Origin of the sequence: Streptomyces sp. NPDC096079 (genome assembly GCF_040303145.1) — a bacterium.
Classification (GTDB): Bacteria; Actinomycetota; Actinomycetes; order Streptomycetales; family Streptomycetaceae; genus Streptomyces.
This window is the reverse complement of sequence record NZ_JBEOST010000003.1, coordinates 276,806-299,753: the sequence shown is the minus strand read 5'-3', so window position 1 is coordinate 299,753 and position 22,948 is coordinate 276,806. Positions and strand designations below refer to the sequence as shown.

The 22,948-nt window shown below is 73.4% G+C and carries 22 protein-coding genes; 12 read left to right on the top strand and 10 right to left on the bottom strand.

Annotated elements, in window-relative coordinates; translation table 11 throughout:
• The first annotated feature begins 73 nt into the window (after window positions 1-73).
• The 3 genes from ABTY59_RS08795 to ABTY59_RS08785 are packed head-to-tail and all read left to right on the top strand — an operon-like array spanning window position 74 to window position 2,752.
• Entirely contained in the window at window positions 74-1,477 is a 1,404-nt protein-coding gene (locus ABTY59_RS08795; protein ID WP_352018184.1) for a CLIPPER-2 domain-containing protein, read from the top strand.
• Between the two features lie 2 nt (window positions 1,478-1,479).
• Window positions 1,480-2,229 (top strand): bestrophin-like domain, encoded by a 750-nt coding sequence (locus ABTY59_RS08790; protein ID WP_352018183.1) that lies wholly within the window; start codon window positions 1,480-1,482, stop codon window positions 2,227-2,229.
• Between the two features lie 31 nt (window positions 2,230-2,260).
• Window positions 2,261-2,752 carry an LURP-one-related/scramblase family protein gene (locus ABTY59_RS08785; RefSeq protein WP_352018182.1) on the top strand — a complete coding sequence of 164 codons (492 nt, stop codon included), beginning with the start codon at window positions 2,261-2,263 and terminating at the stop codon, window positions 2,750-2,752.
• Window positions 2,753-2,768: 16 nt separating this feature from the next.
• Here ABTY59_RS08785 and ABTY59_RS08780 read toward each other — a convergent pair whose 3' ends face one another.
• Window positions 2,769-3,953: a trans-sulfuration enzyme family protein gene (locus tag ABTY59_RS08780; protein ID WP_352018181.1), complete on the bottom strand. Its 1,185-nt coding sequence runs from the start codon at window positions 3,951-3,953 to the stop codon at window positions 2,769-2,771.
• Between the two features lie 63 nt (window positions 3,954-4,016).
• Between ABTY59_RS08780 and ABTY59_RS08775 the strand changes: the two genes are divergently transcribed.
• The 5 genes from ABTY59_RS08775 to ABTY59_RS08755 all read left to right on the top strand — a co-directional run bounded on the left by ABTY59_RS08775 (window position 4,017) and on the right by ABTY59_RS08755 (window position 8,946).
• Window positions 4,017-5,489: an aminotransferase-like domain-containing protein gene (locus ABTY59_RS08775; RefSeq protein ID WP_352018180.1), complete on the top strand. Its 1,473-nt coding sequence runs from the start codon at window positions 4,017-4,019 to the stop codon at window positions 5,487-5,489.
• 144 nt (window positions 5,490-5,633) lie between these two features.
• Entirely contained in the window at window positions 5,634-6,011 is a 378-nt protein-coding gene (locus ABTY59_RS08770; protein WP_352018179.1) for a hypothetical protein, read from the top strand.
• A 10-nt stretch (window positions 6,012-6,021) separates the two neighbouring features.
• Window positions 6,022-7,479 carry a hypothetical protein gene (locus tag ABTY59_RS08765; RefSeq protein WP_352018178.1) on the top strand — a complete coding sequence of 486 codons (1,458 nt, stop codon included), beginning with the start codon at window positions 6,022-6,024 and terminating at the stop codon, window positions 7,477-7,479.
• A 17-nt stretch (window positions 7,480-7,496) separates the two neighbouring features.
• On the top strand, window positions 7,497-8,105 hold the full coding sequence (locus tag ABTY59_RS08760; protein ID WP_352018177.1) for a hypothetical protein: 609 nt from the start codon (window positions 7,497-7,499) through the stop codon (window positions 8,103-8,105).
• A gap of 7 nt (window positions 8,106-8,112) precedes the next feature.
• Window positions 8,113-8,946: a histidine kinase gene (locus tag ABTY59_RS08755; protein ID WP_352018176.1), complete on the top strand. Its 834-nt coding sequence runs from the start codon at window positions 8,113-8,115 to the stop codon at window positions 8,944-8,946.
• On the opposite strand, the gene ABTY59_RS08750 is transcribed toward ABTY59_RS08755, so the two are convergent.
• Entirely contained in the window at window positions 8,943-10,082 is a 1,140-nt protein-coding gene (locus tag ABTY59_RS08750) for an SMI1/KNR4 family protein (protein WP_352018175.1), read from the bottom strand. The genes ABTY59_RS08755 and ABTY59_RS08750 overlap by 4 nt on opposite strands.
• 22 nt (window positions 10,083-10,104) lie before the next feature.
• On the bottom strand, window positions 10,105-10,908 hold the full coding sequence (locus tag ABTY59_RS08745; RefSeq protein WP_352018174.1) for a carbon-nitrogen family hydrolase: 804 nt from the start codon (window positions 10,906-10,908) through the stop codon (window positions 10,105-10,107).
• Window positions 10,909-11,063: 155 nt separating this feature from the next.
• On the opposite strand from ABTY59_RS08745, the gene ABTY59_RS08740 reads away from it, so the two are divergent.
• Window positions 11,064-11,891 (top strand): maleylpyruvate isomerase family mycothiol-dependent enzyme, encoded by an 828-nt coding sequence (locus ABTY59_RS08740; RefSeq protein ID WP_352018173.1) that lies wholly within the window; start codon window positions 11,064-11,066, stop codon window positions 11,889-11,891.
• Between the two features lie 164 nt (window positions 11,892-12,055).
• Here the strand turns inward: ABTY59_RS08740 and ABTY59_RS08735 are convergent, their stop codons facing one another.
• The 6 genes from ABTY59_RS08735 to pdhA form a co-directional block, all read right to left on the bottom strand.
• Window positions 12,056-13,366 (bottom strand): MFS transporter, encoded by a 1,311-nt coding sequence (locus tag ABTY59_RS08735; RefSeq protein ID WP_352018172.1) that lies wholly within the window; start codon window positions 13,364-13,366, stop codon window positions 12,056-12,058.
• Window positions 13,363-14,037 carry a GntR family transcriptional regulator gene (locus tag ABTY59_RS08730; RefSeq protein ID WP_352018171.1) on the bottom strand — a complete coding sequence of 225 codons (675 nt, stop codon included), beginning with the start codon at window positions 14,035-14,037 and terminating at the stop codon, window positions 13,363-13,365. The genes ABTY59_RS08735 and ABTY59_RS08730 overlap by 4 nt, the downstream gene beginning before the upstream one ends.
• 59 nt (window positions 14,038-14,096) lie before the next feature.
• On the bottom strand, window positions 14,097-14,606 hold the full coding sequence (locus tag ABTY59_RS08725) for a hypothetical protein (RefSeq protein ID WP_352018170.1): 510 nt from the start codon (window positions 14,604-14,606) through the stop codon (window positions 14,097-14,099).
• Window positions 14,607-14,680: 74 nt separating this feature from the next.
• The gene (locus ABTY59_RS08720) at window positions 14,681-16,063 is read right to left on the bottom strand and encodes a dihydrolipoamide acetyltransferase family protein (RefSeq protein ID WP_352018506.1); all 1,383 of its coding nucleotides are present in this window, start codon (window positions 16,061-16,063) and stop codon (window positions 14,681-14,683) included.
• A 31-nt stretch (window positions 16,064-16,094) separates the two neighbouring features.
• The gene (locus ABTY59_RS08715; protein ID WP_352018169.1) at window positions 16,095-17,075 is read right to left on the bottom strand and encodes an alpha-ketoacid dehydrogenase subunit beta; all 981 of its coding nucleotides are present in this window, start codon (window positions 17,073-17,075) and stop codon (window positions 16,095-16,097) included.
• A 2-nt stretch (window positions 17,076-17,077) separates the two neighbouring features.
• Complete coding sequence (gene pdhA / locus ABTY59_RS08710; RefSeq protein ID WP_352018168.1) at window positions 17,078-18,268, bottom strand: pyruvate dehydrogenase (acetyl-transferring) E1 component subunit alpha; 1,191 nt, start codon at window positions 18,266-18,268, stop codon at window positions 17,078-17,080.
• Window positions 18,269-18,607: 339 nt separating this feature from the next.
• Here pdhA and ABTY59_RS08705 point away from each other — a divergent pair, with 339 nt between their 5' ends.
• The 3 genes from ABTY59_RS08705 (at window position 18,608) to ABTY59_RS08695 (ending at window position 21,029) form a co-directional block, all read left to right on the top strand.
• The gene (locus tag ABTY59_RS08705; RefSeq protein WP_352018167.1) at window positions 18,608-19,267 is read left to right on the top strand and encodes a response regulator; all 660 of its coding nucleotides are present in this window, start codon (window positions 18,608-18,610) and stop codon (window positions 19,265-19,267) included.
• A 250-nt stretch (window positions 19,268-19,517) separates the two neighbouring features.
• Window positions 19,518-19,997 carry a pyridoxamine 5'-phosphate oxidase family protein gene (locus ABTY59_RS08700; protein ID WP_352018166.1) on the top strand — a complete coding sequence of 160 codons (480 nt, stop codon included), beginning with the start codon at window positions 19,518-19,520 and terminating at the stop codon, window positions 19,995-19,997.
• Window positions 19,998-20,012: 15 nt separating this feature from the next.
• A complete protein-coding gene (locus ABTY59_RS08695; protein ID WP_352018165.1) occupies window positions 20,013-21,029 on the top strand; it encodes a phosphotransferase in 1,017 nt (338 codons plus the stop codon).
• A gap of 49 nt (window positions 21,030-21,078) precedes the next feature.
• Here ABTY59_RS08695 and ABTY59_RS08690 read toward each other — a convergent pair whose 3' ends face one another.
• Window positions 21,079-22,689, bottom strand: coding sequence for a protein kinase domain-containing protein (locus tag ABTY59_RS08690; protein WP_352018164.1), 1,611 nt, complete (start codon window positions 22,687-22,689; stop codon window positions 21,079-21,081).
• Window positions 22,690-22,948: the final 259 nt, after the last annotated feature.

The following is a 22,948-nucleotide window of genomic DNA, read 5'->3' as shown; positions in this document are numbered from 1 at the left end:
TGGGGCGGCGGCGGGCGGTGGCATGGGCCGCATGACGCGTGCGGGCAGATCATCGGACTATTCCTGCCGTCGGGTGAGTGTGGGGCTGCTCGTGGTGGTGCTGCTCCTGCTGCCCGGGGCCGTCGCCCGGGCCGGTGGGGCCGGGGACGGGTCGGTGCGGCTGACCGTGACCGTGAACGGGCGGGACGGCACCGGGACCCGGCCCGCCGCGGTACGCGTGGGGGACTGGGTCCAGAAGCGGTACCGGCTGCTGAACTTCGGCGAGGCGGACGTGTACGCCGTGCGGGTCCTCGATCCCGGCGTGCCCGGCGGGGCCGTCCGGTGCCCCCGGGAGCCGCTCGCCGCGCTCGGGGAGACGGAGTGCGTCGCCCGGTTCCGCGCGCTGCCCGGGACGCACCTCGACCCCGCGCGGGCCGAGGGGGACATCCCCTCGCTGGGGCGGCGGATCGGCGCCACCGCCCGCTCCGGGTACGTCGGGGTCGCCGGGGCCCTCGCGCTCGCCGAGCGGGTCTCGGTCGCCGGCGGAGCCGGTCCCGCCGGGCGGGCGGTCCGCGCCCCCGCCGGAACCGCCACCGTCACCTACACCGTGACCAACCGGGGCAACCAGGCCCTCCGCTCCGTACGCGTCGAGGATCCCGCCCTCCGGCTCGGCCCCGGGTCCGTCGGCTGCGGCGGGTCCGCCGGGAGCATCGCGCTCCTCGCCCCCGGCTCCTCGGTCCGCTGCACGGCCACCGTCCGGCGCCCGCCGGGCACCCACCGGAGCACCGGGCTCGCCACCGGCAGCGACCGCGTCCCCACCTTCGACGCCGGGGGCGCGCTCGTCCCCGCGCCCGCGCTCACCGCGCGGTCCTCCGCCGTGTTCACGATCGCTTCGGCACGGGCCCCGGGAGCGGGTGGGGCCCCGGGGACGGGCGGCGCCGCCGGGGCCGGTGCGGGCGGTCCGGGCGGGACTCCGCCGGGCGGTGCGGCGGGTGCGGTCGCCGCCGGGATCCCCGGGGCGGGCGGTGCCGCCGCTGGAGGCGCCGGGACCGGAGCGGCGCCCGGGGCGGCCGGTACTACGGGTACCCCCGGTGCAGGTGGATCCTCAGGTGCCGGTGGGGCACCCGGGGCCGCCGGTGCCACCGGGGCTGCGGGGGCCGCCGGGGCTGCGGGGATCTCCTCAGGGGCCTCCTCCGGCGCCTCCTCGGGAGTCTCCTCCGGCGCCGGAACCGGCGCCGGCACCGGCACCGCCGCGGCGCCCGGCGTGGTCCCCGTGCCGTCCCGGGGTGCCGTCGCCGCCCCCGTACCCCCGCCGGGGGCCGTACCCGCCGATCGGCCGCCGCGACGGCTCGCCGCCGCGCCCGACGGCGAGGGGTTCCTCGGGCGGGTGCAGCGGCGGACGCGGGAGGCGCGGGAGTTCGGGGTCGTGGGGATGCTGCTGCTGCTCCTGATCCCGGCGGCCGTCGCCGCCGCCCTGCTCGGCAACCGGGGGAAGTGACCGTGGCCCTCTTCGAGACGCTCGTCGTCACCCTCGGCGTCGCGTTCGTCGCCGCCCTCGCCGTCGTCGCCAAGACCCGGCTCTTCCCGGTCGACGAGCACGAGGAACCGCGCGAGGACGTCGCCGAGTACATCGCCATGATGGTCTCGGTCCTCTACGCGGTGGTGCTCGGACTCTGCCTGGTGTCCGTCTGGGACACCCGTACCGACGCCGCCGACAACGTCCAGGCCGAGGCGAGCGCCCTGCACCAGACGTACCTCCTCGCGGACGCGCTGCCCGCCGCGCAGCGGCAGCCCCTGCGGGCCGCGGCCCGCACGTACGCCGACCACGTCGTCGGGGTCGAGTGGCCGGCGATGGCGGAGCGCGAGCCGCTCGACCGGTCCGGCTGGCTGCTCCTGGCGGAGGTCCGGAAGGCCGGCGAGGTGGGCGACTCGGCCAGGGTGCCGGAGCAGATCGCGGCCCAGGAGGTGCTGGCCCAGCTGGGCTACGTCGACGACGCGCGCCGGGGGCGGGAGGCGGCGGCACAGGAGCGGCTGTCGCCCGTGCTGTGGACCGGGCTGCTGATCGGCGGCGCGCTGACGCTCGCGTTCATGTTCCTCTTCGGCATCAAGAGGAGCACGACGCACGTGGTGATGGTGATGGGCCTCTCGGGGTTCATCGCCTTCACGGTGCTGCTGATCCATCAGCTGGACTCGCCGTTCGGGACGACGCTCGGGGCGACGCCGGACGCGTTCACCCGGTACTTCGGGTGAGAATCCCGCCCGGCGGGGCAGGCATGGGGCCGTGAAATATCTCGTACGGGACAAGATCTTCGCGATCGGCGACGACTACTGGATCGAGGACGAGCGCGGGCGGCACGCCTTCCTCGTCGACGGCAAGGCCCTGCGGCTGCGCGACACCCTGGAGCTGAAGGACCCCGACGGGCACGTCCTCGTCACCCTGCGGCAGAAGATGTTCAGCCTCCGGGACACGATGACGGTCGAGCGGGACGAGCGGCCGCTCGCGACGGTCCGCCGCAAGCGGCTCTCCCTGCTCCGCAACCACTACCGGGTGACGCTCGTGGACGGCACCGAGCTCGACGTCAGCGGCCGGATCCTGGACCGGGAGTTCACCGTCGAGTACGAGGGGGAGCTCCTGGCCCACATCTCCCGGCAGTGGTTCCACGTCCGTGAGACGTACGCGGTGAACGTGGTCCGTGAGGACGCGGACGCGGCGCTGCAGATCGCGGTCGCCGTGTGCGTCATCCGGATGGCGGAGCGGGAGCGGGAGGACTGACCCGGCGCCCGCGGACTCAGCCCGCCTTCGCCAGCGCCTGCTCCAGGTCCGTCCACAGGTCCTCGACGTGCTCGATGCCGACCGAGAGCCGGACCGTGCCGGCGCCGATCCCGGCCGTCGCCAGCGCCGCCGCGTCGAGCTGGTGGTGGGAGGTGGACGCCGGGTGCATCACCAGGGTCTTCACGTCGCCGAGGGAGACGCTGAGGGAGGCGAGCCGGACCGCCTCCACGAAGGTGCGGCCCGCCTCCCGGCCGCCGGCCAGGTCGAGCGAGACCACGCCGCCGCCCCCGCCGGGCAGCAGGCGCGCGGCGATCTCGCGGTCCGGGTGGCTCGCGAGGGCCGGGTGGCGGACGGCCTCGACCGCCGGGTGCGCCGCGAGGCGGGCGGCCAGCTCGGCGGCGCTCGCGCACTGGCGCTCCATGCGCAGCGACAGGGTCTGCATGCCGCGCAGCGTGAGCCAGGCGGCGAACGGGTCCGTGGCCGCGCCCTGTTCGACGGCGTGGCGGCGGACCCCGCGGTACAGCTCGGGGTCCTTGAAGACGGCGATGCCGCCGAGGACGTCCCCGTGCCCGGCCAGGTACTTGGTGGCGGAGTGGACGACGATGTCGGCGCCGTGCTCCAGGGGGCGGCAGAGCAGCGGGGACGCGAAGGTGTTGTCGACGGCGACGGGCACCCCGGCCCCGGCGGCGACGGCGGCGAGCGCGGGGATGTCGGAGACGCGGGTGGTGGGGTTGGCGATGGTCTCCAGGTAGAGCAGCCGGGTCTCGGGGCGCAGCGCGGCCCGCACCTCCTCGGGGTCGGTGCCGGAGACGTACGTGACGTCGACGCCCCAGCGGGCGGCGAGGTCGCTGAGGACGGCGTACGTACCGCCGTACAGGCAGGTCTGGGCGATGACGTGGTCGCCGCTGCCGAGCAGTCCCTGGAGGACGGCGCTGACGGCGCCCATGCCGGAGGCGAAGGACCGGGCGGCGGTGCCGCCCTCCAGGCGGGCGACGGCCTCCTCCAGGGTGCGGACCGTGGGGTTGCCGAGGCGGGCGTAGAGGAAGGCGTCCGGTGAGGTGAAGCCTTCGGCGAGGGCGTCGGCCGAGTCGAAGCCGAAGACGTGCCCCTGGTGGAGGGGGACGCCGAGGGGCCTGCTGCCGGTGACCTCGACGTGCGGGGGGTGGACGGCGAGGGTCTCGGGGCGCGGGGAGTCGTTCATGAACTCAGTCTCGGGAGCGGCCGGTTGCGTTCACAGGTCCAATCCCGGCAGATTGGTTCGGCGATGGAACCAATCGAAGCACCGGCGCCCCTTCCCGCGCCGGACGACCTCGTCGCCCGTCTCGGCCGCTGGTCCGCCGGGCGGGGGCCGCTGTACCTGCTGCTCGCCGCCCGGCTGCGCCGGCTGATCGACGAGGGCGCGCTGCCGCCGGGTGTGCTCCTGCCGCCGGACCGGCGGCTCGCGGCGGCCCTGTCCGTGGGCCGCACGACGGTGGTCGCCGCGTACGACACGCTCCGGCAGGAGGGGCGGCTGGTACGGCGTCAGGGCAGCGGGACGCGGGTGGCGGCGGCCGCCCTGCCCCTGGACGCGCCCCGGGTGAAGGAGACCTCGAACCCGCTCTTCCTGCACCTCCTGGAAGCTCCGGACGAGGTGATCCTGTTGAGCTGCGCGGCTCCTGACCGGCCGCCGGCCGAGCTGGCGGAGGCGTACCGCTCGCTGACCCTGCCGGACGGGGACCTCGGCTACCACCCGGCGGGGATCGGGGCGCTGCGGGCGGCGGTCGCGGACCGGTACGCGGCGCGGGGCGTGCCCACGGAGCCCGGCCAGATCCTGGTCACCACCGGGGCCCAGCAGGCCCTTTCGCTGCTGGCCCGGCTGCTGCTGGCGCCCGGCGACGGGGTGCTGGTGGAGGCGCCGACGTATCCGGGGGCGCTGGACCTGTTCCGGGAGGCGGCGGCGGTGCCGCTGCCGGTGCGGGTGGGGCCGGACGGGCTGGACGTGGCGGAGGCGGTCCGGGTGATGGAGGCTCGTCGTCCGGCGCTCGCCTATGTGATCGGCCGGTTCCAGAACCCGACGGGCGCGGTCCTGCCGCCGCTCGCCGGGCGGCGGCTCGTGGAGGCGGCGAACGCGCTGGGCGTGCCGCTCGTGGACGACGAGGTCCTCGCCGATCTCGCCTTCGACGCGGACGCCGGCGGACCGCCCCTCTCCTCGTACGGCGAGGTGATCGGCGTCGGTTCGCTGAGCAAGGCGGTGTGGGGCGGGCTGCGGATCGGCTGGGTGCGCGGACCCGCGCCGCTGGTCGCCCGCCTCGCCCGGCTGAAGGCCCTGCACGACCTGGGCAGTGACGTGCCGTCCCAGCTGGTCGCGGTCCGGCTGCTCGACGGGTACGCGCCGGTGCTCGACGCCCGGCTGCGGGCGGCCCGTGCGGGTCACGACCATCTGCGGGCCGAACTGGCGCGGCTGCTGCCCTCGTGGTCCTGCGCCCCGGCGGCGGGCGGGCAGACCCTGTGGGTGCGGCTCCCGCACGGCGACGGCGTGTCGTTCGCGCAGCTCGCCCTGCGGCACGGGGTGGCCGTGCTCCCGGGCGCGACGACCGACGCGCTCGGCGGCAGCGTGCGGCACTTGCGGCTGCACTTCCTGGCCGCCCCGGAGGTGCTGACGGAGGCGGTGCGGAGACTGGCGGCGGCCTGGGCGGAGTACGGCGCGGGGGCGGGGGTGGGCGCCGAGCGGGCTTTCCTGCGGGGAATCCCCGTCTGACCTTGCGCCCCACGCGGCCAGCCGCAACCATACGGTGCAGCTGCAAAGTCGTGAAACATTCTTTCATGGGGGCACGGGGACATGGGCTTTGACGACGACTGGGCCGGCATACGGTCCGACGCGACGCGACAAGGCCCCGTCGGCATGCGGTTGAACCAGCTGGACGGCGGCGGCGGTGGGGGTGCGGCGGGCGGTCCGCCCGACCTCGCCACCGCACCGGCAAAGAAGAAGGCCGCGGCGAACACGATCGAGAACGAGCTGGAGCCGAACACCGGCAAGGCCGCCACGTGGGCGGACGCCGCCACCACGGCGGCCGTCGGCGGCTTCGCGGGCTGGGCGACCGCCGAGGGCCTCAAGACCGTCGAGACCACCTGGGACAAGCAGGTCAAGACGCTCCTCGCCCGGCTCGCGTCCGAGAAGACCGCCCTGCGGGGCACGGCGCTCTCCTTCGACCGGCAGGAGACCGACAACCGCGCCCGGATCGCCGGCGTCCAGCCGTCCTCGCGCATCGCAGGGTACTGAGGGGGCCGGCGTGCTGACGTACTCCGAGATCATGACGACCGACCTGGGCAAGCTCGCCACCGCCGCGGACAAGTGGGACGAGATGGCGGGCGAGCTGCACAAGGTGGAGGAGCGCTACGGGGACAGCGTGCAGTCCCTGACGAGCACCCAGGTCTGGCTCGGCGAGAGCGCGACCGCCGCGCACACCAACTTCACCGCCACCCGGTACGAGTACCAGGCGGCGCAGACGCAGGCGAAGGCCACGGCGACGCTGCTGCGCAACGCCCACGAGCAGTTCACGGAGCTGAAGAAGCAGCTGGAGAACGCCCGTGCCGACGCCGTGAAGGCCGGCATGAAGGTCTCCGAGGAGGGCAGGGTCGCCTATGACTACGAGCGGCTGACGCCCCAGGAGCGCAGCGCCCTGCACCACGACCCGGACGGCGCGAAGGGCGTCCGGGAGGCCGAGGTGGCCTGGGCCGAGCACCTGGACGGCTGCGTGAAGGCCTTCGACCTCGCCGACCAGGACCTGAAGAAGGACCTGGAGGCCGTCGTCAAGGACGGCCACGGCAACAGGAACGACGAGACCTTCGGCACCGGCTTCAACGGTGACGCGGGCAAGGTCGCCGCGGCCGACGAGAAGGCCGCGGACGACCGGATGAACCTGGCCTGGCTGAAGATGAAGGACGACGAGACGCTCGACGACTACGTCCAGCGGCTCCAGCGGGACGGCATCGCGAAGCTCACGGGCAACGAGAAGCTCGCCGACCTCGTCGACAAGTTCACCAAGGGGACCATCACGGCAGGGGCGTTCGCGAGCGCCCTGACGGCCGCGGGGCTCTACTCGTACAAGCTGTCCAAGGCGCTGCGGCCGCCGTTCGTCCACCCGACCGCGCCCGGCACCTTCCTGTCGCGGCAGTTCAACATGCGGCTGGCGGGGGCGGCTCCGGGCAGCCTGCTCAGCAAGGTGCCGCCGGGGCTCGCGACCGCGATCACCGGCTCGGACGAGGCCGCGATGTACGGCGGGTTCATGCGCAACGGCGCCTTCTTCATGCCGGAGGCGGCCGAGGCCAACCTGGTGCGGGTCGCCCAGAACGGCGGCCTCGCCAACGCGGCCAAGGCGGCGGGCTGGCTGCGCGGCGCGGGGGTCGTGGGCGGCGTGGCGGCCACCGCGTACGGCGTGGCCAACCTCGCCACGTACAACACGGACATGATCAAGGCGGATCCGGCGAAGTTCGCCTCGGACCTCACCGGGACGGCCTTCAGCGCGTCGATGACGGCGCTGACCGTCGCCCCGAACCCGGTCACGCTCGGCCTCGCGGTCGGTACGGGTGTGGCGTACGGCGCGGCGCTGATCTGGGACAACCACGAGGCGATCGGGAAGGGTCTGGAGCAGGCGGGGGACTGGGTCGGCGACAGGGCGTCCGACATCGGGAGCGGGATCAAGGACGGTGCGAAGAAGCTCGGCAGCGCGCTGAACCCCTTCGACTGAGCAGGAGCCACACACCCATGCACACGCACGTCACGCCGTTCGACCTCCAGGCGTGGAAGGAGGGGAACCGGCACGACTACCGGGCCGGCTGGAAGGGGGTCTCGCCGGAGTTCGGCGGGATCACGCTGACCTGTCCCCTCCCCCGTACCTCACCCGAGTCGCTCGTCTCGGAGGTCCGCGGCGGGCAGCTCCCCACCGCGTCCTTCGAGGCGCGCGGGGCGCACGTCGAGGGGATGAAGCTGCCGGGTCTGAACCGGTCGACGCTGCGGGTGGGCGACCGGATGGTGTACGTGACGCGGAACCGTTTCGGCGCCACGCTGGAGCAGCGCGCCCTGGAGATGCGGTACGCGGGCGACCACTACCGGCTCGCGGCCCTCGACAAGCACGGCTACGTCCTGACCCGCGCCGCCGACGACGAGGACCCCGGCGTCCGGATCACCGTCCGCGAGGGCGGGCGCGGCAAGGTCCGCAGGCTCTCCGTGCACGTCGACGGGCGGGCCGGGGGCGGCGACCTGGCCCTCGCGCTGGTCTTCGCGGGTGTGGACCGCTCGACCCTGACGCAGCTCGGCGCGGTGAAGGCCGGGCTGTCCCGCGTGACCCATTTCTGGACCGAGTCCCAGTACTGACCACCTGATGATTGAGCGTGAGATGCCTTCCTTCGACGTGACCCGATCCCGCTTCCGGCTGAGCGACGACGAGGTCTTCGTCCTCGCCCAGCTGGCGACGGGGCAGCCGGTCCCCGAGCCCCTGGCGCCGGCCGCGGCCCGGCTGCGGGACGCCGGGCTCGCCAACGAGGCGGGGGAGCTGTCCGCGCTGCTCCTGCCGCTGATGCGGACCCTCGTGCGGCCGTCCGTGATCCTCTCCCTGGAGGCGGGCGGCCGCCAGGGCACCCTGCACCACGGGCTGCTGATCGGCGAGGACCACGTCGTCTGCCACGAGACCTGGCCGGGCGAGGAGGAGGCCCAGTACCGGCTCGTGGAGCCGCGGACCGTGGTCTGGACGCTCGCCGACCTGATCGCCCTGCGCCAGTCGGACGGCGAGGTGACGGAGGAGACCGTCGAGACGACCATGGACGTCCTGGAGGCGGGGCTCGCGGCCCTGGAGAAGGCCTCGGCGGCCCCGGGCGCGGACGAGCGCGCCCTCGTCGCGGAGGCGCTGGCCGCGGCGGGCGGCGGCGCGGTCGCCCCCCGGCTCGCGGAGCTGGTCGTGGAGCTCCGCGCGCAGTGGCGGATGACGGCCGCCTGGCAGGGGCACCGGGAGGGCGCCGCGGGCGTGGTCGCGCGCGCGGTCGCCGCGTGGGACTGCGGGCCGCTCGGCTACTGGCTGCGGGAGCTGCCCGCCGAGCCCCTCGCGGAGGGCGCCGCCACCGCGGACAGCCCGTTCCGGCTGCGCCGGGTCGCCGCGAAGCGGATCTGGCAGGAGCTGACCGCCCTCCTCCCGGACGCCTCGGAGCTGACCCCGGCCTAGGACGGGCCGTCGGTGTCCTCGTCGTCCGGCCCGTACGGATCGAAGTCGATGACGTCCAGCGGGTCCTCGTGGGGGCGGACGAGGCCGGGGAGGCCGTCCGTGCGGAGTTCGCCGCGCAGCCAGGCGAGCAGGGTCCCGGTGAGCGTGCCGGTGAGCGGCGGGCCCTGGTCGGCGTGGCGGGGGATGACGATCAGGGGCCAGTCGTCGGGGGTGTCGCCCTCGGTGAGCCAGCACAGTTGGTCGCCGTCGATGGAGTCGGCGAAGGGCAGGAAGCCGCCCGGTTCGGGCCGTACGGGCAGCGGGTGGTACTCGGGGTGGGCGGCGCGCAGCCCCCGGTAGGCCTCGCTGAACCACTCGTCCGTGCCCGCCAGGTCGTACCGGCCGGTGCCCAGCGGGGCGCCGAAGCGGAGCCACCCGCACCACTCGCCGGCGCCGTAGGTCTCCATCAGGCGGACGTACTCGGTGGGGAGGCGGGTGCCGAGGCGTTCGTACAGCCACTCCCAGCTCTCCGCGCCGAGGTGGGGCGCGGCGGGCGGCGGGAGCAGCGCGGTGAGGGTGCCGAGGCCGCCGCCTCCGGCGAGCGCGGCCCGCTGTCCGGGGGTCGGTCCGGGGCGGCGGGGCGGCGGGGTCCAGGGGGACGGTGCGCCGCCGGCGAGGCGGCTGCGGACGAGGCTCGGGCGCAGGCCGTCCGCCACGAAGCCGGTGAGGGTGGGCAGCAGGGTGGTCCCGGGGCGCAGCCACGGGTCCTTGCCGGCGTTCGCCAGGTCCTGCACGTGGACGACGACAGGCCACCGTTCGGGGTCGTCGGAGGCGGTGGTGTCCCAGTAGAGGGTGTCGGCCGTGCGGGTGCGGCCGAAGGGGAGGACGCCGGGGGCGTCCCGGCGGCCCTCCGTGACGAAGCGGCCGTAGTCGAAGAGGTGCCCGTCGCTGGTGAACGGGGTGTGCAGCCAGAGCCGTTCGCCGATGTCGAGCGGGCCGTAGGCGGTGGCCACGGCCTTGTAGTCGGCGGGCAGGCGAAGCCCCAGCCATGCCTCGACCGCGTCCCAGTCGACGGGTACGGCGGGTCCCTCCGGCGGCGGCCCGAAGAGTTCGGCGAAGGCGGCGACGGCGGTGGCCGCCGCGTCCCGGTCGTTCACGAGGTGCCTCTCTCGGGGCGGTTCAGGCGCGGCGGGCGGGTGGTGTCGGGAGGCCCAGGACCCGGTCCTTCAGGGCGGGGAACTGTTCCCGGGTGGTGCGGACCTTGGCCGGGTCGAGGACGACCCGCAGGACCTCCTCGTCCGGGCCCGCCTCCGCGAGGGTCTCGCCCCAGGGGTCGACGACGATCGAGTGCCCGGCCTGCTCCACGCCCGCGTGGGTGCCGGCGGTGCCGCAGGCGAGGACGTACGCCTGGTTCTCGACGGCCCTGGCCCGGGCGAGGAGGGTCCAGTGGGCGCGGCGGAGGGCGGGCCAGCCGGCCGGGACGACGAAGGCCTCGGCGCCCGCGTCGACGAGCCCGCGGAAGAGCTCGGGGAAGCGCAGGTCGTAGCAGGTGCCGACGCCGACGGTGAGGTGTGGCAGGTCGACGGTGACGAGGTCCTCGCCGGCGGCCATCATCACGGCCTCGCCCTTGTCGAAGCCGAAGCGGTGGATCTTGCGGTAGGAGGCCGCGAGTTCGCCGTCGGGGGAGAGGACGAGCGAGGTGTTGTAGAGCGCTCCGCCCTCCGCCTCGACGAAGGAGCCGGCGTGCAGCCAGACCCCGGCGTCGCGGGCGGCGGCCGCCATCGCCCGGTGGGTGGGGCCGTTCAGCGGTTCGGACTCGGCGGCGAACAGGTCGGCGGCGAAGGCGCCGACGGTCCACAGCTCCGGCAGGACGACGAGGTCGGCGTGGCCGGATTCCTCCCGTACGAGACGCGCCGCGCGGGCGCGACGGGCGTCGACCGGTTCGTCCGGGTCTACCGCGATCTGGATCAGCGAGGCGCGCACACTACCACCGTCCTGGCATTCGAGCCGTCAACACCGGCCTACGATCGTCACACGAAAGCACTGCCGGGGTGCCTTCGGGCAGCGTAACTTAGCGTCCGAGCCTCCCACCCAGTCGTGTTTTCAGCCCGCGCACCGAAGAACCGCCGAGGGGTCCCGTGACCGTCCATCCCAGCCTCCAGAACTACGCCGACGCCTGGACCCACTCCATCGAGGCGATAGCCGAGCTGGTGCAGCCGCTCGTGGAGGGCGAGTGGAACCGGCCGACCCCGTGCATCGGCTGGTCGGTGCGGGACATCGTCTCCCATGTGATCGGCATGGAGACGGAGATGCTCGGCGATCCGCGGCCGATCCATTCCCTGCCCCGCGACCTCTACCACGTGCGCAGTGACTTCGCGCGCTACATGGAGGTCCAGGTCGATGTGCGGCGGCACCACACGGCGCCGGAGATGACCTCGGAACTGGAGTACATCCTCATCCGGCGGGCCCGTCAGCTCCGCAACGAGAACCGCTCCCCCGAGCATCTGATCCGCGCTCCCCTCGGCGCCGAGCAGTCGCTCGAACTGGCCTACCGGGACCGTGCCTTCGACGTGTGGGTGCACGAGCAGGACCTGCGGGCGGCGCTCGGCGTGCCGGGCAACCTGGACTCGGCCGGTGCCCTGGTGGCCCGTGACGTGCTCCTGGAGGCCCTGCCCGAGGCGGTCGCGAAGGACGCGGGGGCGCCCGCGTCCTCGGCGGTGGTGCTCGACGTGACCGGTCCGGTGGAGTTCCTGCGGACGGTACGGGTGGACGCGGAGGGCCGTGGTTCGGTCGACGGCGCGCCGTCGCTGGGCCCCGCGGTGACGCTCACGACGGACTGGGAGACGTTCGTCCGGCTCGCCTGCGGCCGGGTCCGGCCGGCCGAGGTGGCGGACCGGGTCAAGACCGAGGGCGACGCCGGGCTCGCCGCGGCGATCCTGGACAACTTCGCGGTGACGCCGCGGTAGGCCCTAGTGCTGTGGCCGGAAAGGTTTGCCGGGTCGCGGCGTCCGGTGCGGTGCATCGCAAGACGGAGGGCCTCGGCTCGTACTGGACGTACTCGCGAGGGCCGACAACGCGGCGAGGTGCCGTGCCGGGCGTCGCGACCCGGTGAACCTTTCCGGCCACAGCACTAGACGGGTACGTGCACGGCCTCGACGCGGCTGGCGACGAGCCGTTCCCGTTCCCTGCGGTGGGTGCGGGCCTTGAGGCGCAGGATCTGCACGAGTCCGACGGCCTCCAGGACGAAGACCGAGGAGAACGCGATCCGGTAGTTGTCGCCGGTCGCGTCGAGCAGCACGCCCACGGCGAGCAGGGTCGTCATCGAGGCGATGAAACCGCCCATGTTGACGATGCCGGAGGCGGTTCCCTGACGCTCCGGCGGATTGGCCGGGCGGGCGAAGTCGAAGCCGATCATCGAGGCCGGTCCGCAGGCGCCGAGGACCAGGCAGAGGGTGACGAGCAGCCACATCGGCGCGTGGTCGCCGGGGTACGCGAGGGTGGTCCCCCACAGCAGGGCCGTGGCCGCGACCGTGCCGAGGGCGAGCGGGGCGCGGGCCGCGTGGTGGCGGGCGATGATCTGCCCGTACGCGAGGCCGATGACCATGTTCGACAGCACGACGAGGGTGAGCAGGGTCCCGGCGGTGGACCGGGCGAGGCCCTGCGCCTCCACGAGGTACGGCAGGCCCCAGAGCAGCAGGAAGACCATGGCCGGGAACTGCGTGGTGAAGTGCACCCACAGCCCGAGCCGGGTGCCGGGCTCCCGCCAGGACTCGGCGATCTGACGGCGGACGAACGCGGCACCGGCGTGCGCGGAGGGCTCCGGCTCGTACCCCTCGGGGTGGTCCTTGAGGAAGAGCAGCAGCAGGACGAGGACGAGGACGCCCGCGAGGGAGCTGCCGACGAAGGTGGCCGTCCAGCCGAAGCCGTGCAGGGCGCGGGCGATGAAGACGGTGGAGACCAGGTTGCCGGCCATGCCGATGAGCCCGGCGAGCTGGGCGATCAGCGGGCCTCTGCGGGCCGGGAACCAGCGGCTGCCGAGGCGCAGGACGCTGATGAACGTCATGGCGTCGCCGCAGCCGAGGAGCGCGCGGGAGGCGAGCGCGGTGCCGTACGAGGGGGAGAGCGCGAAGCCCAGCTGGCCGATGGTGAAGAGGACGACGCCGAGGGTCAGGACCCGCTTGGTGCCGAGCCGGTCGACGAGGAGGCCGACGGGTATCTGCATGCCCGCGTAGACGAGCAGCTGGAGTATGGAGAACGTGGACAGCGCGGAGGCGTTGACGTCGAAGCGGTCGGCGGCGTCGAGTCCGGCGACGCCCAGGGACGTGCGGAAGATGACGGCGACGAAGTAGACGGCGACGCCGACGCCCCAGACGAGGGCGGCGCGGCGGCCGCCGGGCGGGTCTCCGGGGAGGGTGACCGCGGATCCGTAGGAGCTGGTCACCGGTCCTCACCCCGGACCAGGACCTTGACCCAGCTGAGGTGCTGACGGACGCAGTGCGCGGCGCCCTCGACGTCTCCGGCCTTGATGCGGTCGAGGATCTCGGCGTGCTCGGTGATGTTCTTGGCGACGCGGTCGGGCTGGGACTGCATCACGGCGACGCCCATGCGCAGCTGGCGGTCGCGGAGCTGGTCGTAGAGGCGGGCGAGGATCTGGTTGCCGGCGTGCCGGACGATCTCGGCGTGGAAGCAGCGGTCGGTGACGGCCACCTCGGCGAGGTCCCCGGCCTCGGCGTGCCGCTTCTGCTCCTCCAGGAGCTCTTCGAGGCGGGCGATCAGCGGGGCGGGCGCGGGCACGGCCCGGCGGACGGCGAACTCCTCGACGAGCAGCCGGGTCTCGACGACGTCGGCGATCTCCTGCGCGGAGACGGCGAGGACGAGGGCGCCCTTCTTCGGGTAGAGCTTGAGCAGCCCTTCCATCTCCAGCTTGAGCAGCGCCTCGCGGACGGGCGTCCTGGACACCCCTACGGCCTGGGCGAGTTCCCCCTCGGTGAGCAGGGTCCCCCCTTCGTACCGCCGGTCGAGCACGGCCTGCTTGACGTGCATGTAGACGCGGTCGGCGGCGGGGGGCTGCCTGGTGGGCTGAGGGGCGGGACCGGCTGGCGCTGATGGCATGCGCACAGCATAGATACAACAGGGGTGCAACAGGCAGCCCCGTCCGCATCCTGGACCCCTTACCGGAGCCGGACGTCGTAGTAGTCCTCGCCGCCGACGAGTACGGAGGTGAAGCGCACCGGGAGACCGTCGGGCCTGCGCGGGACCTCCTGGGAGGTGCGGCGGGTGAAGCCGAGCGAGAGACCGGCCACGAAGGGGTCCTCGCCGTCCCCGTCGTGCACCCGCCACCCCTGGGCGGCGATGCGCCCGAGGAGTTCGTCGGCGGGGGTCCGGAAGACGTCGGCGTCGGGAGCGCGCAGCATGCCGACGCCCTCCAGGAGCACCCGCGTCGAGGTGTCCCGGCCTTCTCCCGGCCACCACAGCTCGACGGCCGTGACGGTGTTCTCCTCCTCCAGGAGCACCTCGACGCCCACGCCGTCGCAGGCGGCCGAGACGGTCACCGGAACACGGTTCGGGCGGGTGCGCACCCGGGGCTCGCCCCAGGGCGCGACAGCGGCCACCGTCTCGCCGAGGGTCATGCCGAGGCGTACGGGCCCGGCGCCGTGCGGTGGTGCGAGGTGGAGGTCCATGGCCTCGACCCAAGCATCCGGTGGCAGCTGGTGCCACCACCGGATGTTTCACGTGAAACGGACGAACCAGCCCGCTACGCCCAGGTGATGAGCCTCTTCGGGTTCTCCAGGATCGCGGCGACGTCCGCCAGGAACTTGGAGCCGAGCTCGCCGTCGACCAGACGGTGGTCGAAGGAGAGCGCCAGCGTGGTGACCTGACGCGGCTTCACCTTGCCCTTGTGGACCCACGGCTGGAGCTTGATCGCACCGACCGCGAGGATCGCGGACTCGCCGGGGTTCAGGATCGGCGTACCGGTGTCGACGCCGAAGACGCCGACGTTGGTGATGGTGAAGGTGCCGCCCTGCATCGCCGCCGGCGTCGTCTTGCCCTCGCGGGCGGTGGCGACGAGCTCGCTCAGGGACCGCGAGAGCTCGGGCAGGGTCTGGGCGTGCGCGTCCTTGATGTTCGGCACGATCAGACCGCGCGGGGTGGCCGCGGCGATGCCCAGGTTCACGTAGTGCTTGAGGACGATCTCCTGCGCCGCCTCGTCCCAGGCCGCGTTGATCTCCGGGTTGCGCTTGGCCGCGACCAGGACGGCCTTGGCGATGAGGAGGAGCGGGTTGACCCGCAGGCCCGCCATGTCCTTGTCGGACTTGAGCTCCTCGACCAGCTTCATCGTGCGCGTGATGTCGAAGGTCACGAACTCGGTGACGTGCGGGGCCGTGAAGGCCGAGCCGACCATCGCCGCCGCCGTGGCCTTCCGCACGCCCTTGATGGGCACACGGGTCTCCCGGGCGTCGGACGCCACGGCCGGGGCCTGAGCCGGCACCGGAGCGGGCGCCGCGACCGGGGCCGCCACGGGCGCCGGGGCCTGGACCGCCGGAGCCTCGGCCGGAGCGGCCGCCGCGTGGACGTCCTCGCGGGTGATGATCCCGTCCGGGCCCGTCGGGGTGACCGTCGCCAGGTCGACACCGAGGTCCTTGGCCAGCTTGCGCACCGGCGGCTTGGCCAGCGGGCGGCCGGTCGCGGGACCGTGGCCGTTCAGCTGCTCGGGGACCACCGGGGCCGCCGGGGCCGCCGGTACGGAGACGGGCTCGGCCGCCGTCGCCTTGCGGGCGCGCCGCCTGGTGGAGCTCGCGGCCACGCCGTAGCCGACCAGGACCGGCTGGCGGCCCTCCGGCTCGGGCTCGGCCACCGGCTCCTGCGCGGGGGCGGCGGCCGCGGCCGGTGCCGCCGGTGCCTCGGGAGCGGCGCCGCCGCCCACGTTCACCGAGATGATGACCTGGCCGACGTCGACCGTGGTGCCCTCGGGGAACAGCAGCTCGTGGACCGTGCCGTCGAAGGGGATCGGCAGCTCGACCGCGGCCTTGGCCGTCTCGACCTCGCACACGACCTGGCCGTCCTCGACCGTGTCACCGGGCTGGACGTACCACTTGAGGATCTCGGCCTCGGTGAGGCCCTCGCCCACGTCGGGCATCTTGAATTCGCGGATCGTCACGGTGCTCTCCTCAGTACGCCAGCGAGCGGTCGACGGCGTCGAGCACGCGGTCCAGACCCGGCAGGTACTCCTCCTCCAGGCGCGCCGGCGGGTACGGCGCGTGGTAGCCGCCGACCCGCAGGACGGGGGCCTCCAGGTGGTAGAAGCAGCGCTCGGTGATGCGGGCGGCGATCTCCGCGCCGGAGCCGAAGAACACCGGGGCCTCGTGGACGACCACCAGGCGGCGGGTCTTCTCGACCGAGGCCTGGATGGTGTCGAAGTCGAGCGGGGAGATCGAGCGCAGGTCCACGACCTCGACCGACTTGCCCTCCTCGGCCGCGGCGGCGGCCGCCTCCAGGCAGGTCTTCACCATCGGGCCGTACGCGACGAGCGTGAGGTCCGTGCCCTCGCGGGCGACGCGGGCCTTGTGCAGCTCGCCGGGGATGGCCTCGGTGTCGAGCTCGCCCTTGTCCCAGTAGCGGCGCTTGGGCTCGAAGAAGATGACCGGGTCGTCGCTCTGGATCGCCTGCTGGAGCATCCAGTAGGCGTCGGAGGAGTTCGCCGGGGTGACGACCTTGAGGCCCGCGACGTGCGCGAAGAGCGACTCGGGGGACTCGGAGTGGTGCTCGACCGCGCCGATGCCGCCGCCGTACGGGATGCGGATGACGACCGGCATCTTCACGGTGCCGAGCGACCGGGCCCGCATCTTCGCCAGCTGGGTGACGATCTGGTCGTACGCCGGGAAGACGAAGCCGTCGAACTGGATCTCCACGACCGGGCGGTAGCCGCGCAGGGCGAGACCGATCGCGGTGCCGACGATGCCGGACTCGGCGAGCGGGGTGTCGACCACCCGGTCCTCGCCGAAGTCCTTCTGCAGTCCGTCGGTGATCCGGAAGACACCGCCGAGCTTGCCGACGTCCAGGCCCATGATGACGACCTTGGGGTCGGTCTCCAGGGCCTTGCGCAGCGACTCGTTGAGCGCCTTCGCCAGGGGAAGCTTCTGAACAGCCATGATTACTCGGCCTCTCCGCCCTCGAAGGACGCCTGGTAGGCGGCGAACTCGGCGCGCTCCTCGTCGACGAGCGCGTGCCCGTCCGCGTACGTGTGGTCGAACATCGCCATGTGCTCCGGGACGGGCATGGCGCGGACGACCTCGCGGACGCTCTTGCCGAGGGCCTCGCTCTCGGCCTCCAGCTCCTCGAAGAAGGCCGCGTCGGCGTGGCCCTCGTTCTCCATGTACGCCTTGAGGCGCAGGATCGGGTCCTTGGCCTCCCAGGCCTCCCGCTCCGCGTCCCGGCGGTAGCGCGTCGGGTCGTCGGAGGTGGTGTGGGCGGCCATGCGGTACGTGAACGCCTCGATGAGCGTCGGACCCTCGCCGCGGCGGGCGCGCTCCAGGGCCGACCGGGTCACGGCCAGGCAGGCCAGCACGTCGTTGCCGTCGACGCGGACGCCGGGGAAGCCGAAGCCGCGGGCGCGCTGGTAGAGCGGGACGCGCGTCTGCTTCTCGATGGGCTCGGAGATGGCCCACTGGTTGTTCTGGCAGAAGAACACGACCGGGGCGTTGTAGACCGCGGAGAACACGAACGACTCGTTGACGTCGCCCTGGCTGGAGGCGCCGTCGCCGAAGTAGGCGAGCACGGCGGAGTCCGCGCCGTCCTTGGCGATGCCCATGGCATAACCGGTGGCGTGCAGGGTCTGCGAGCCGAGGACGATCGTGTACAGGTGGAAATTGTTGCTGCTGGGATCCCAGCCGCCGTTGTTCACACCGCGGAACATTCCCAGCAGATTCGTGGGGTCGACCCCGCGGCACCAGGCGACGCCGTGCTCACGATAGGTCGGGAAGACGTAGTCGTCGTCGCGCAGCGCCCGGCCGGAACCGATCTGCGCCGCCTCCTGGCCGAGCAGCGAGGCCCACAGGCCCAGCTCGCCCTGGCGCTGCAGGGCGGTCGCCTCGGCGTCGAAGCGGCGGGTGAGGACCATGTCGCGGTAGAGACCGCGCAGCTCCTCGGCGCTCAGGTCGATGTCGTACTCGGGGTGCTGGACGCGCTCCCCTTCGGGCGTCAACAGCTGAACGAGCTCGGGCTCCGAGGCCGTGGCGGGCTTCGTCGTCGCCTTCTTGGTGGTGCTCGTGCTCGCGCTTGCGGTGCGCTTGGTGCCGCTGCTGCGTCGCGTCGTCTTGCGCGCGGCAGTGCTCTCCACGGTCACGTGCGTGCTCCTCCGTCGGTCCGGCCCCCGGGTTCGCCGGTGAGGCCAGTGCGGCTCCGCCTTGTCCGTACCTTCGCACGGGGTGGGTGCGACGCGGCCGGAGTGGGGCGTGACAGGTGCTCCGGCGAACGCCGTCATAGGCACGTTACCCATTACGCGGCATTCCCGCGAAACCCCACTTGACCTGCGATTTTGCTTGGATTTCCAAGTAAATCGAGAAAGGGGTGGAAGCGCCGCTGGTCAGCGCATGGACAACGACCCGACGCCGTCGTCGGAACACCCGGCACGTTATCCCGCGCACCCCGGGCGCCGGAAGACCCAATATGTGAGACTGACCGCGTGCGCGAAGAAGGAAAAATCCGGGTATTTCTGCTGGACGACCATGAAGTCGTGCGGCGCGGCGTCCACGAGCTGCTCTCCGTGGAGGACGACATCGAGGTGGTCGGCGAGGCCGGGACGGCGGCCGACGCGCTGGTCAGGATCCCCGCGACCCGCCCCGACGTCGCGGTGCTCGACGTGCGACTGCCGGACGGCAGCGGAGTGGAGGTGTGCCGGGAGGTCCGCTCGCAGGACGAGTCGGTCAAGTGCCTGATGCTGACCTCGTACGCGGACGACGAGGCCCTCTTCGACGCGATCATGGCCGGGGCCTCGGGATATGTGCTCAAGGCGATCCGGGGCAACGAGCTCCTGAACGCCGTGCGGGACGTGGCGGCCGGCAAGTCGCTGCTCGACCCGGTGGCCACCGCCCGGGTCCTGGAGCGGCTGCGCGACGGCAACAACCCGAAGGGCGACGACAAGCTCGCCCGGCTGACGGAGCAGGAGCGGAAGATCCTCGACCTGATCGGCGAGGGCCTGACCAACCGGGTCATCGGCGAGCGGCTCCACCTCGCGGAGAAGACCATCAAGAACTACGTCTCCAGCCTGTTGTCGAAGCTGGGCATGGAGCGGCGCTCGCAGGCCGCCGCGTACGTGGCGCGGCGCCAGGCCGAGCGCCACTGAGGCCGAGGAGCTCCGGACCCCGGTCGCGGCCGTGACGGGCCGGACCGGGTCCGACGGCCAACCAGGTCCGACGGCCAACCAGGTCCGACGGCCACCGGGTCGACGGCCACCGGGTCGACGGCCACCGGGTCGACGGCCACCGGGTCCGACGCCAACCTGGTCCGACGGCCCGGTTTCGGGACCTAGGACCCTCCGAACCGGGGCAGGAGCCCCTTTTCCGACAGAGTGCCGGTGGCGGAGAGTGGAAGTCATGCCCACCGACGAGGCCAAGCCCACCGACGAGATCCGCGCCATCGAGCTGCTCGGCCGCGTGTCGTACGGCCGGGTGGCGACGAGCATGCGGGCGATGCCGTTCGTCGCCCCGGCCCGCCACGTCGTGTCCGACGGCCGCGTCCTGCTCCGGATGCACCGGGGCCTCGGCTACCACCGGGCCTGCAACGGCAGCGTCGTCGCGTACGGCGCGGACAACTTCGACTCCGGTGCCACGCGCATCTGGTCCGTGCAGTTCACGGGGACCGCCGAGATCGTCGAGCCGACGGCGGCGGAACGCGCGGCCTTCGGGCCCGAGCCCGTCCAGGTGGACGGCGAGCCGTTCACCCCGGTGTTCATGCGGATCGAGCCGCAGTTCGTGACGGTCCACGAGCTCGACTACCCCGCCGAGGACCGCCCCGGGACGCCCGCCGGGTCCCCGGCCCCTCCCGGGGAGCGACACCTCCACCACGCAGCGTGATCTAACATCTGCGGAGTGCCGCGCTCATCTGTACCGCTCGCTCCGCCCGTCGGCCCCCTCCTGCGCCGCTACAGGGACGTCGGCGAGCCCCTCTCCTGCGTCCCCGTGACCGAGGGCCTGCTCAACCGCGGCTACCGGCTCTCCACCACCCGCGGCGCCTACTTCCTCAAGCAGCACCTGGACGCCCCCACCTCCGACCGGGCCACCATCACCCGCCAGCACCGGGCCACCCAGCGCCTCGCCGCCCTCGGCCTGCCCGTGGCCCCGCCGCTCCCGGACAGCCGGGGCCGCACGGTCGCGCTCGTCGGCGGCCACTGCTACGCCCTGCACCCCTGGGTCGACGGCCGGCACCGCGACGGCGCGCAGCTCTCCACCGGCTGCTCACGGCGCCTCGGCACCCTCCTCGGCCGCGTCCACACCTGCCTGGAGCAGGTCATGGAGTCCCCGCCACCGGGCGGCGACCACGACAGCGCACGCCCCGAGGACACCTTCCGGGCCATCGAGGAGCTGCTCCGCCTCGCCCGCGCGCACCGGCCCCGCGACAGCTTCGACGCGCTCGCCGAGCACCGGCTCAGGGAGCGGCGCCGACTGCTCGCGCAACACGCCCACCACCGTCCCCCGCCCGCCTCCGCCGCCGGGTGGGTGCACGGCGACTTCCACCCGCTGAACCTGCTGTACCGGGGCGCGGAGCCCGCCGCGATCGTCGACTGGGACCGGCTCGGGGTCCGCCCCAGGGCCGAGGAGGCGGTCCGGGCGGCCGCCATCTTCTTCGTACGGCCGGAGGGGCAGCTGGCCCTGGAGAAGGTACGGGCGTACGCGCGCGCGTACCGGCGTGAGACGGGTGCGGACGGCGCGGAGATGGCCGCGGCGGCGCACCGGGTGTGGTGGGAGCGGCTCAACGACTTCTGGACGCTGCGCTGGCGCTACCAGCTGCACGACCGGAGGGCCGACCCGCAGTTCCCCGCGGTGTCGGCCCTGGCGGTCTGGTGGACCCGCGAGTACGCGGCGGTCCGCGACGCCTTCGCCGGGTGAGGGCCCGGCCGTCCGCGACGCCCGCGCCGCGCGGGCCGGCCTCCCGGGGTCAGCCGGTCTCCGTGCCCGTGCCCGTCGGCGGGGTGTCCGGGTTGCCGTTGCCGCCGGAGGAGTCGTCGGTCGGCTCGCCCGTCGGGTCCGTCGGGTTGTCCGTCGGCGGCGCCGTCGTCTTGGTCGGGGTGTGCGTGGGCTCGGTCGGCGGCGCGGTCGTCGGCTCCGTCGGCGGCTCGGTCGTCGGCGTGCCCGTGGTCTCGGTCGGCGTCTGCGTCGCCGGCGGGGTCCACGGCTCCTCGGTGGAGCCGCCGCTCGACGTGCCCGGGTCCTCGGTGGTCTCCTGGCTGGTCTCCTGCGAGGGGCTGGGCTCCTCGGAGACCGTCGACGGCGAGTTGCTGACGGTCGGCGTGGTGCCGCCCGTGTTCCCCCCGTTGTCGCCGGCCTTGTCGAGCGCGAAGACGACTCCGGCGACGACGGCGATCACCGCGAGCGCGGCGAACAGCCACACCTTGCCCCGGCCGCCCTTGCCGCCGTGGGAGCCGTAGCCGTCCTGGCCGTAGCCGCCGGTGCCGACCGTGCCGGCGTCGTAGCCGCCGTAACCGCCGTCGTCCGGGTTCATCGGCGGGAGGATCGGGCCCTGCGCGGTCTCGCCGTGCATCGGGTGGCCCATCGCGGTCGTCGCGGCCATGCCGGCGCCCGGGGTGTGCATCCCGTCGTGCGTCTCGACCGGGCCGGTGTTCCACGTGCCGGTGTGACCGCCCTGCTGCTGGAGCATCTGCAGGCCGTACTGGATGAGCCCGCGCATCTCCTCGGCGCTCTGGAACCGGTCGTCCGGGTCCTTCGCGAGGGAGCGCATCACCAGGCCGTCGAGCTCCGGCGGCGCGCCCTGCGCCACGTCGGACGGCGGGATCGGCGCGTCCTGCACGTGCTGGTACACGACGGACAGCGGCGTCTCGCCGGTGAACGGGGGCCGCAGCGCGAGCAGTTCGTAGAGGAGGCAGCCGGTCGCGTACAGGTCGGAACGGTGGTCGACCGCCTTGCCGAGCGCCTGCTCGGGGGAGAGGTACTGCGGGGTGCCCATGACCATGCCGGTCTGGGTCATCGTCGACTGCGCGCCGTGCAGGGCGCGCGCGATGCCGAAGTCCATGACCTTCACCGCGCCGCCGTGCGTGATGATCACGTTCGCCGGCTTGATGTCACGGTGCACGATGCCGTGCTGGTGCGAGTAGGCCAGCGCCTCCAGGACCCCGGAGACGATGATGAGCGCCTGCTCGGGCCCGGGCGCCTCGGCGCTGAGCAGCAGGTCACGGATGGTGCGGCCCTCGACCAGCTCCATCACGATGTACGGCACGGGCCGGCCGCCCACCAGGTCCTCGCCGGAGTCGTACACGGCGACGATGGCGTGGTGGTTGAGACCGGCGACGGACTGCGCCTCGCGGGTGAAGCGGGCCTTGGACACCGGGTCCTCGGCGAGGTCGGCGCGCAGCAGCTTGACGGCCACGGTGCGGCCGAGCCGCACGTCCTCGGCCGCGAAGACCTCGGCCATGCCGCCCCGGCCCAGACGGTGCGTCAGGCGGTACCGGCCGTCGCCGACGACCCCGCCCACGCCCCACGATTCCGCCGACGCGTCCGGCACACCGCCACCTGCTCCGGATTCGGGTGCCATCAGTCCTCGCCGTCGTCTGTCGTGCCGTGTCCAGTCGCCACGCTACAGGCTCCGTACGACACCACGGTCCGAGATGGACCGGCCATCCAACCCCCTCGACGTACACCTGTGCAAATTCGACGGGTTTCCTCCGAGAGCGCGGAAACGCTTCCTGTGCGGAGGGTCACGGAACGGGTACCGAACCGGCGCCCGGCTTGACGTGTCACTGCCCTACGGCAGACTTGCGCCTGGAAATTCCGGATCGACGCCGCCACGCGCG

Coding starts and splice junctions, on each gene's coding strand:
- ABTY59_RS08775 (WP_352018180.1), top strand. CDS start 4,017: ATGGAACCAATCGAAGCACCGGCGCCCCTTCCCGCGCCGGACGACCTC.
- ABTY59_RS08730 (WP_352018171.1), bottom strand. CDS start 14,037: ATGCCATCAGCGCCAGCCGGTCCCGCCCCTCAGCCCACCAGGCAGCCC.
- ABTY59_RS08715 (WP_352018169.1), bottom strand. CDS start 17,075: ATGGCTGTTCAGAAGCTTCCCCTGGCGAAGGCGCTCAACGAGTCGCTG.
- ABTY59_RS08755 (WP_352018176.1), top strand. CDS start 8,113: ATGATTGAGCGTGAGATGCCTTCCTTCGACGTGACCCGATCCCGCTTC.
- ABTY59_RS08760 (WP_352018177.1), top strand. CDS start 7,497: ATGCACACGCACGTCACGCCGTTCGACCTCCAGGCGTGGAAGGAGGGG.
- ABTY59_RS08720 (WP_352018506.1), bottom strand. CDS start 16,063: ATGCCCGACGTGGGCGAGGGCCTCACCGAGGCCGAGATCCTCAAGTGG.
- ABTY59_RS08690 (WP_352018164.1), bottom strand. CDS start 22,689: ATGGCACCCGAATCCGGAGCAGGTGGCGGTGTGCCGGACGCGTCGGCG.
- ABTY59_RS08725 (WP_352018170.1), bottom strand. CDS start 14,606: ATGGACCTCCACCTCGCACCACCGCACGGCGCCGGGCCCGTACGCCTC.
- ABTY59_RS08770 (WP_352018179.1), top strand. CDS start 5,634: ATGCGGTTGAACCAGCTGGACGGCGGCGGCGGTGGGGGTGCGGCGGGC.
- ABTY59_RS08700 (WP_352018166.1), top strand. CDS start 19,518: ATGCCCACCGACGAGGCCAAGCCCACCGACGAGATCCGCGCCATCGAG.
- ABTY59_RS08780 (WP_352018181.1), bottom strand. CDS start 3,953: ATGAACGACTCCCCGCGCCCCGAGACCCTCGCCGTCCACCCCCCGCAC.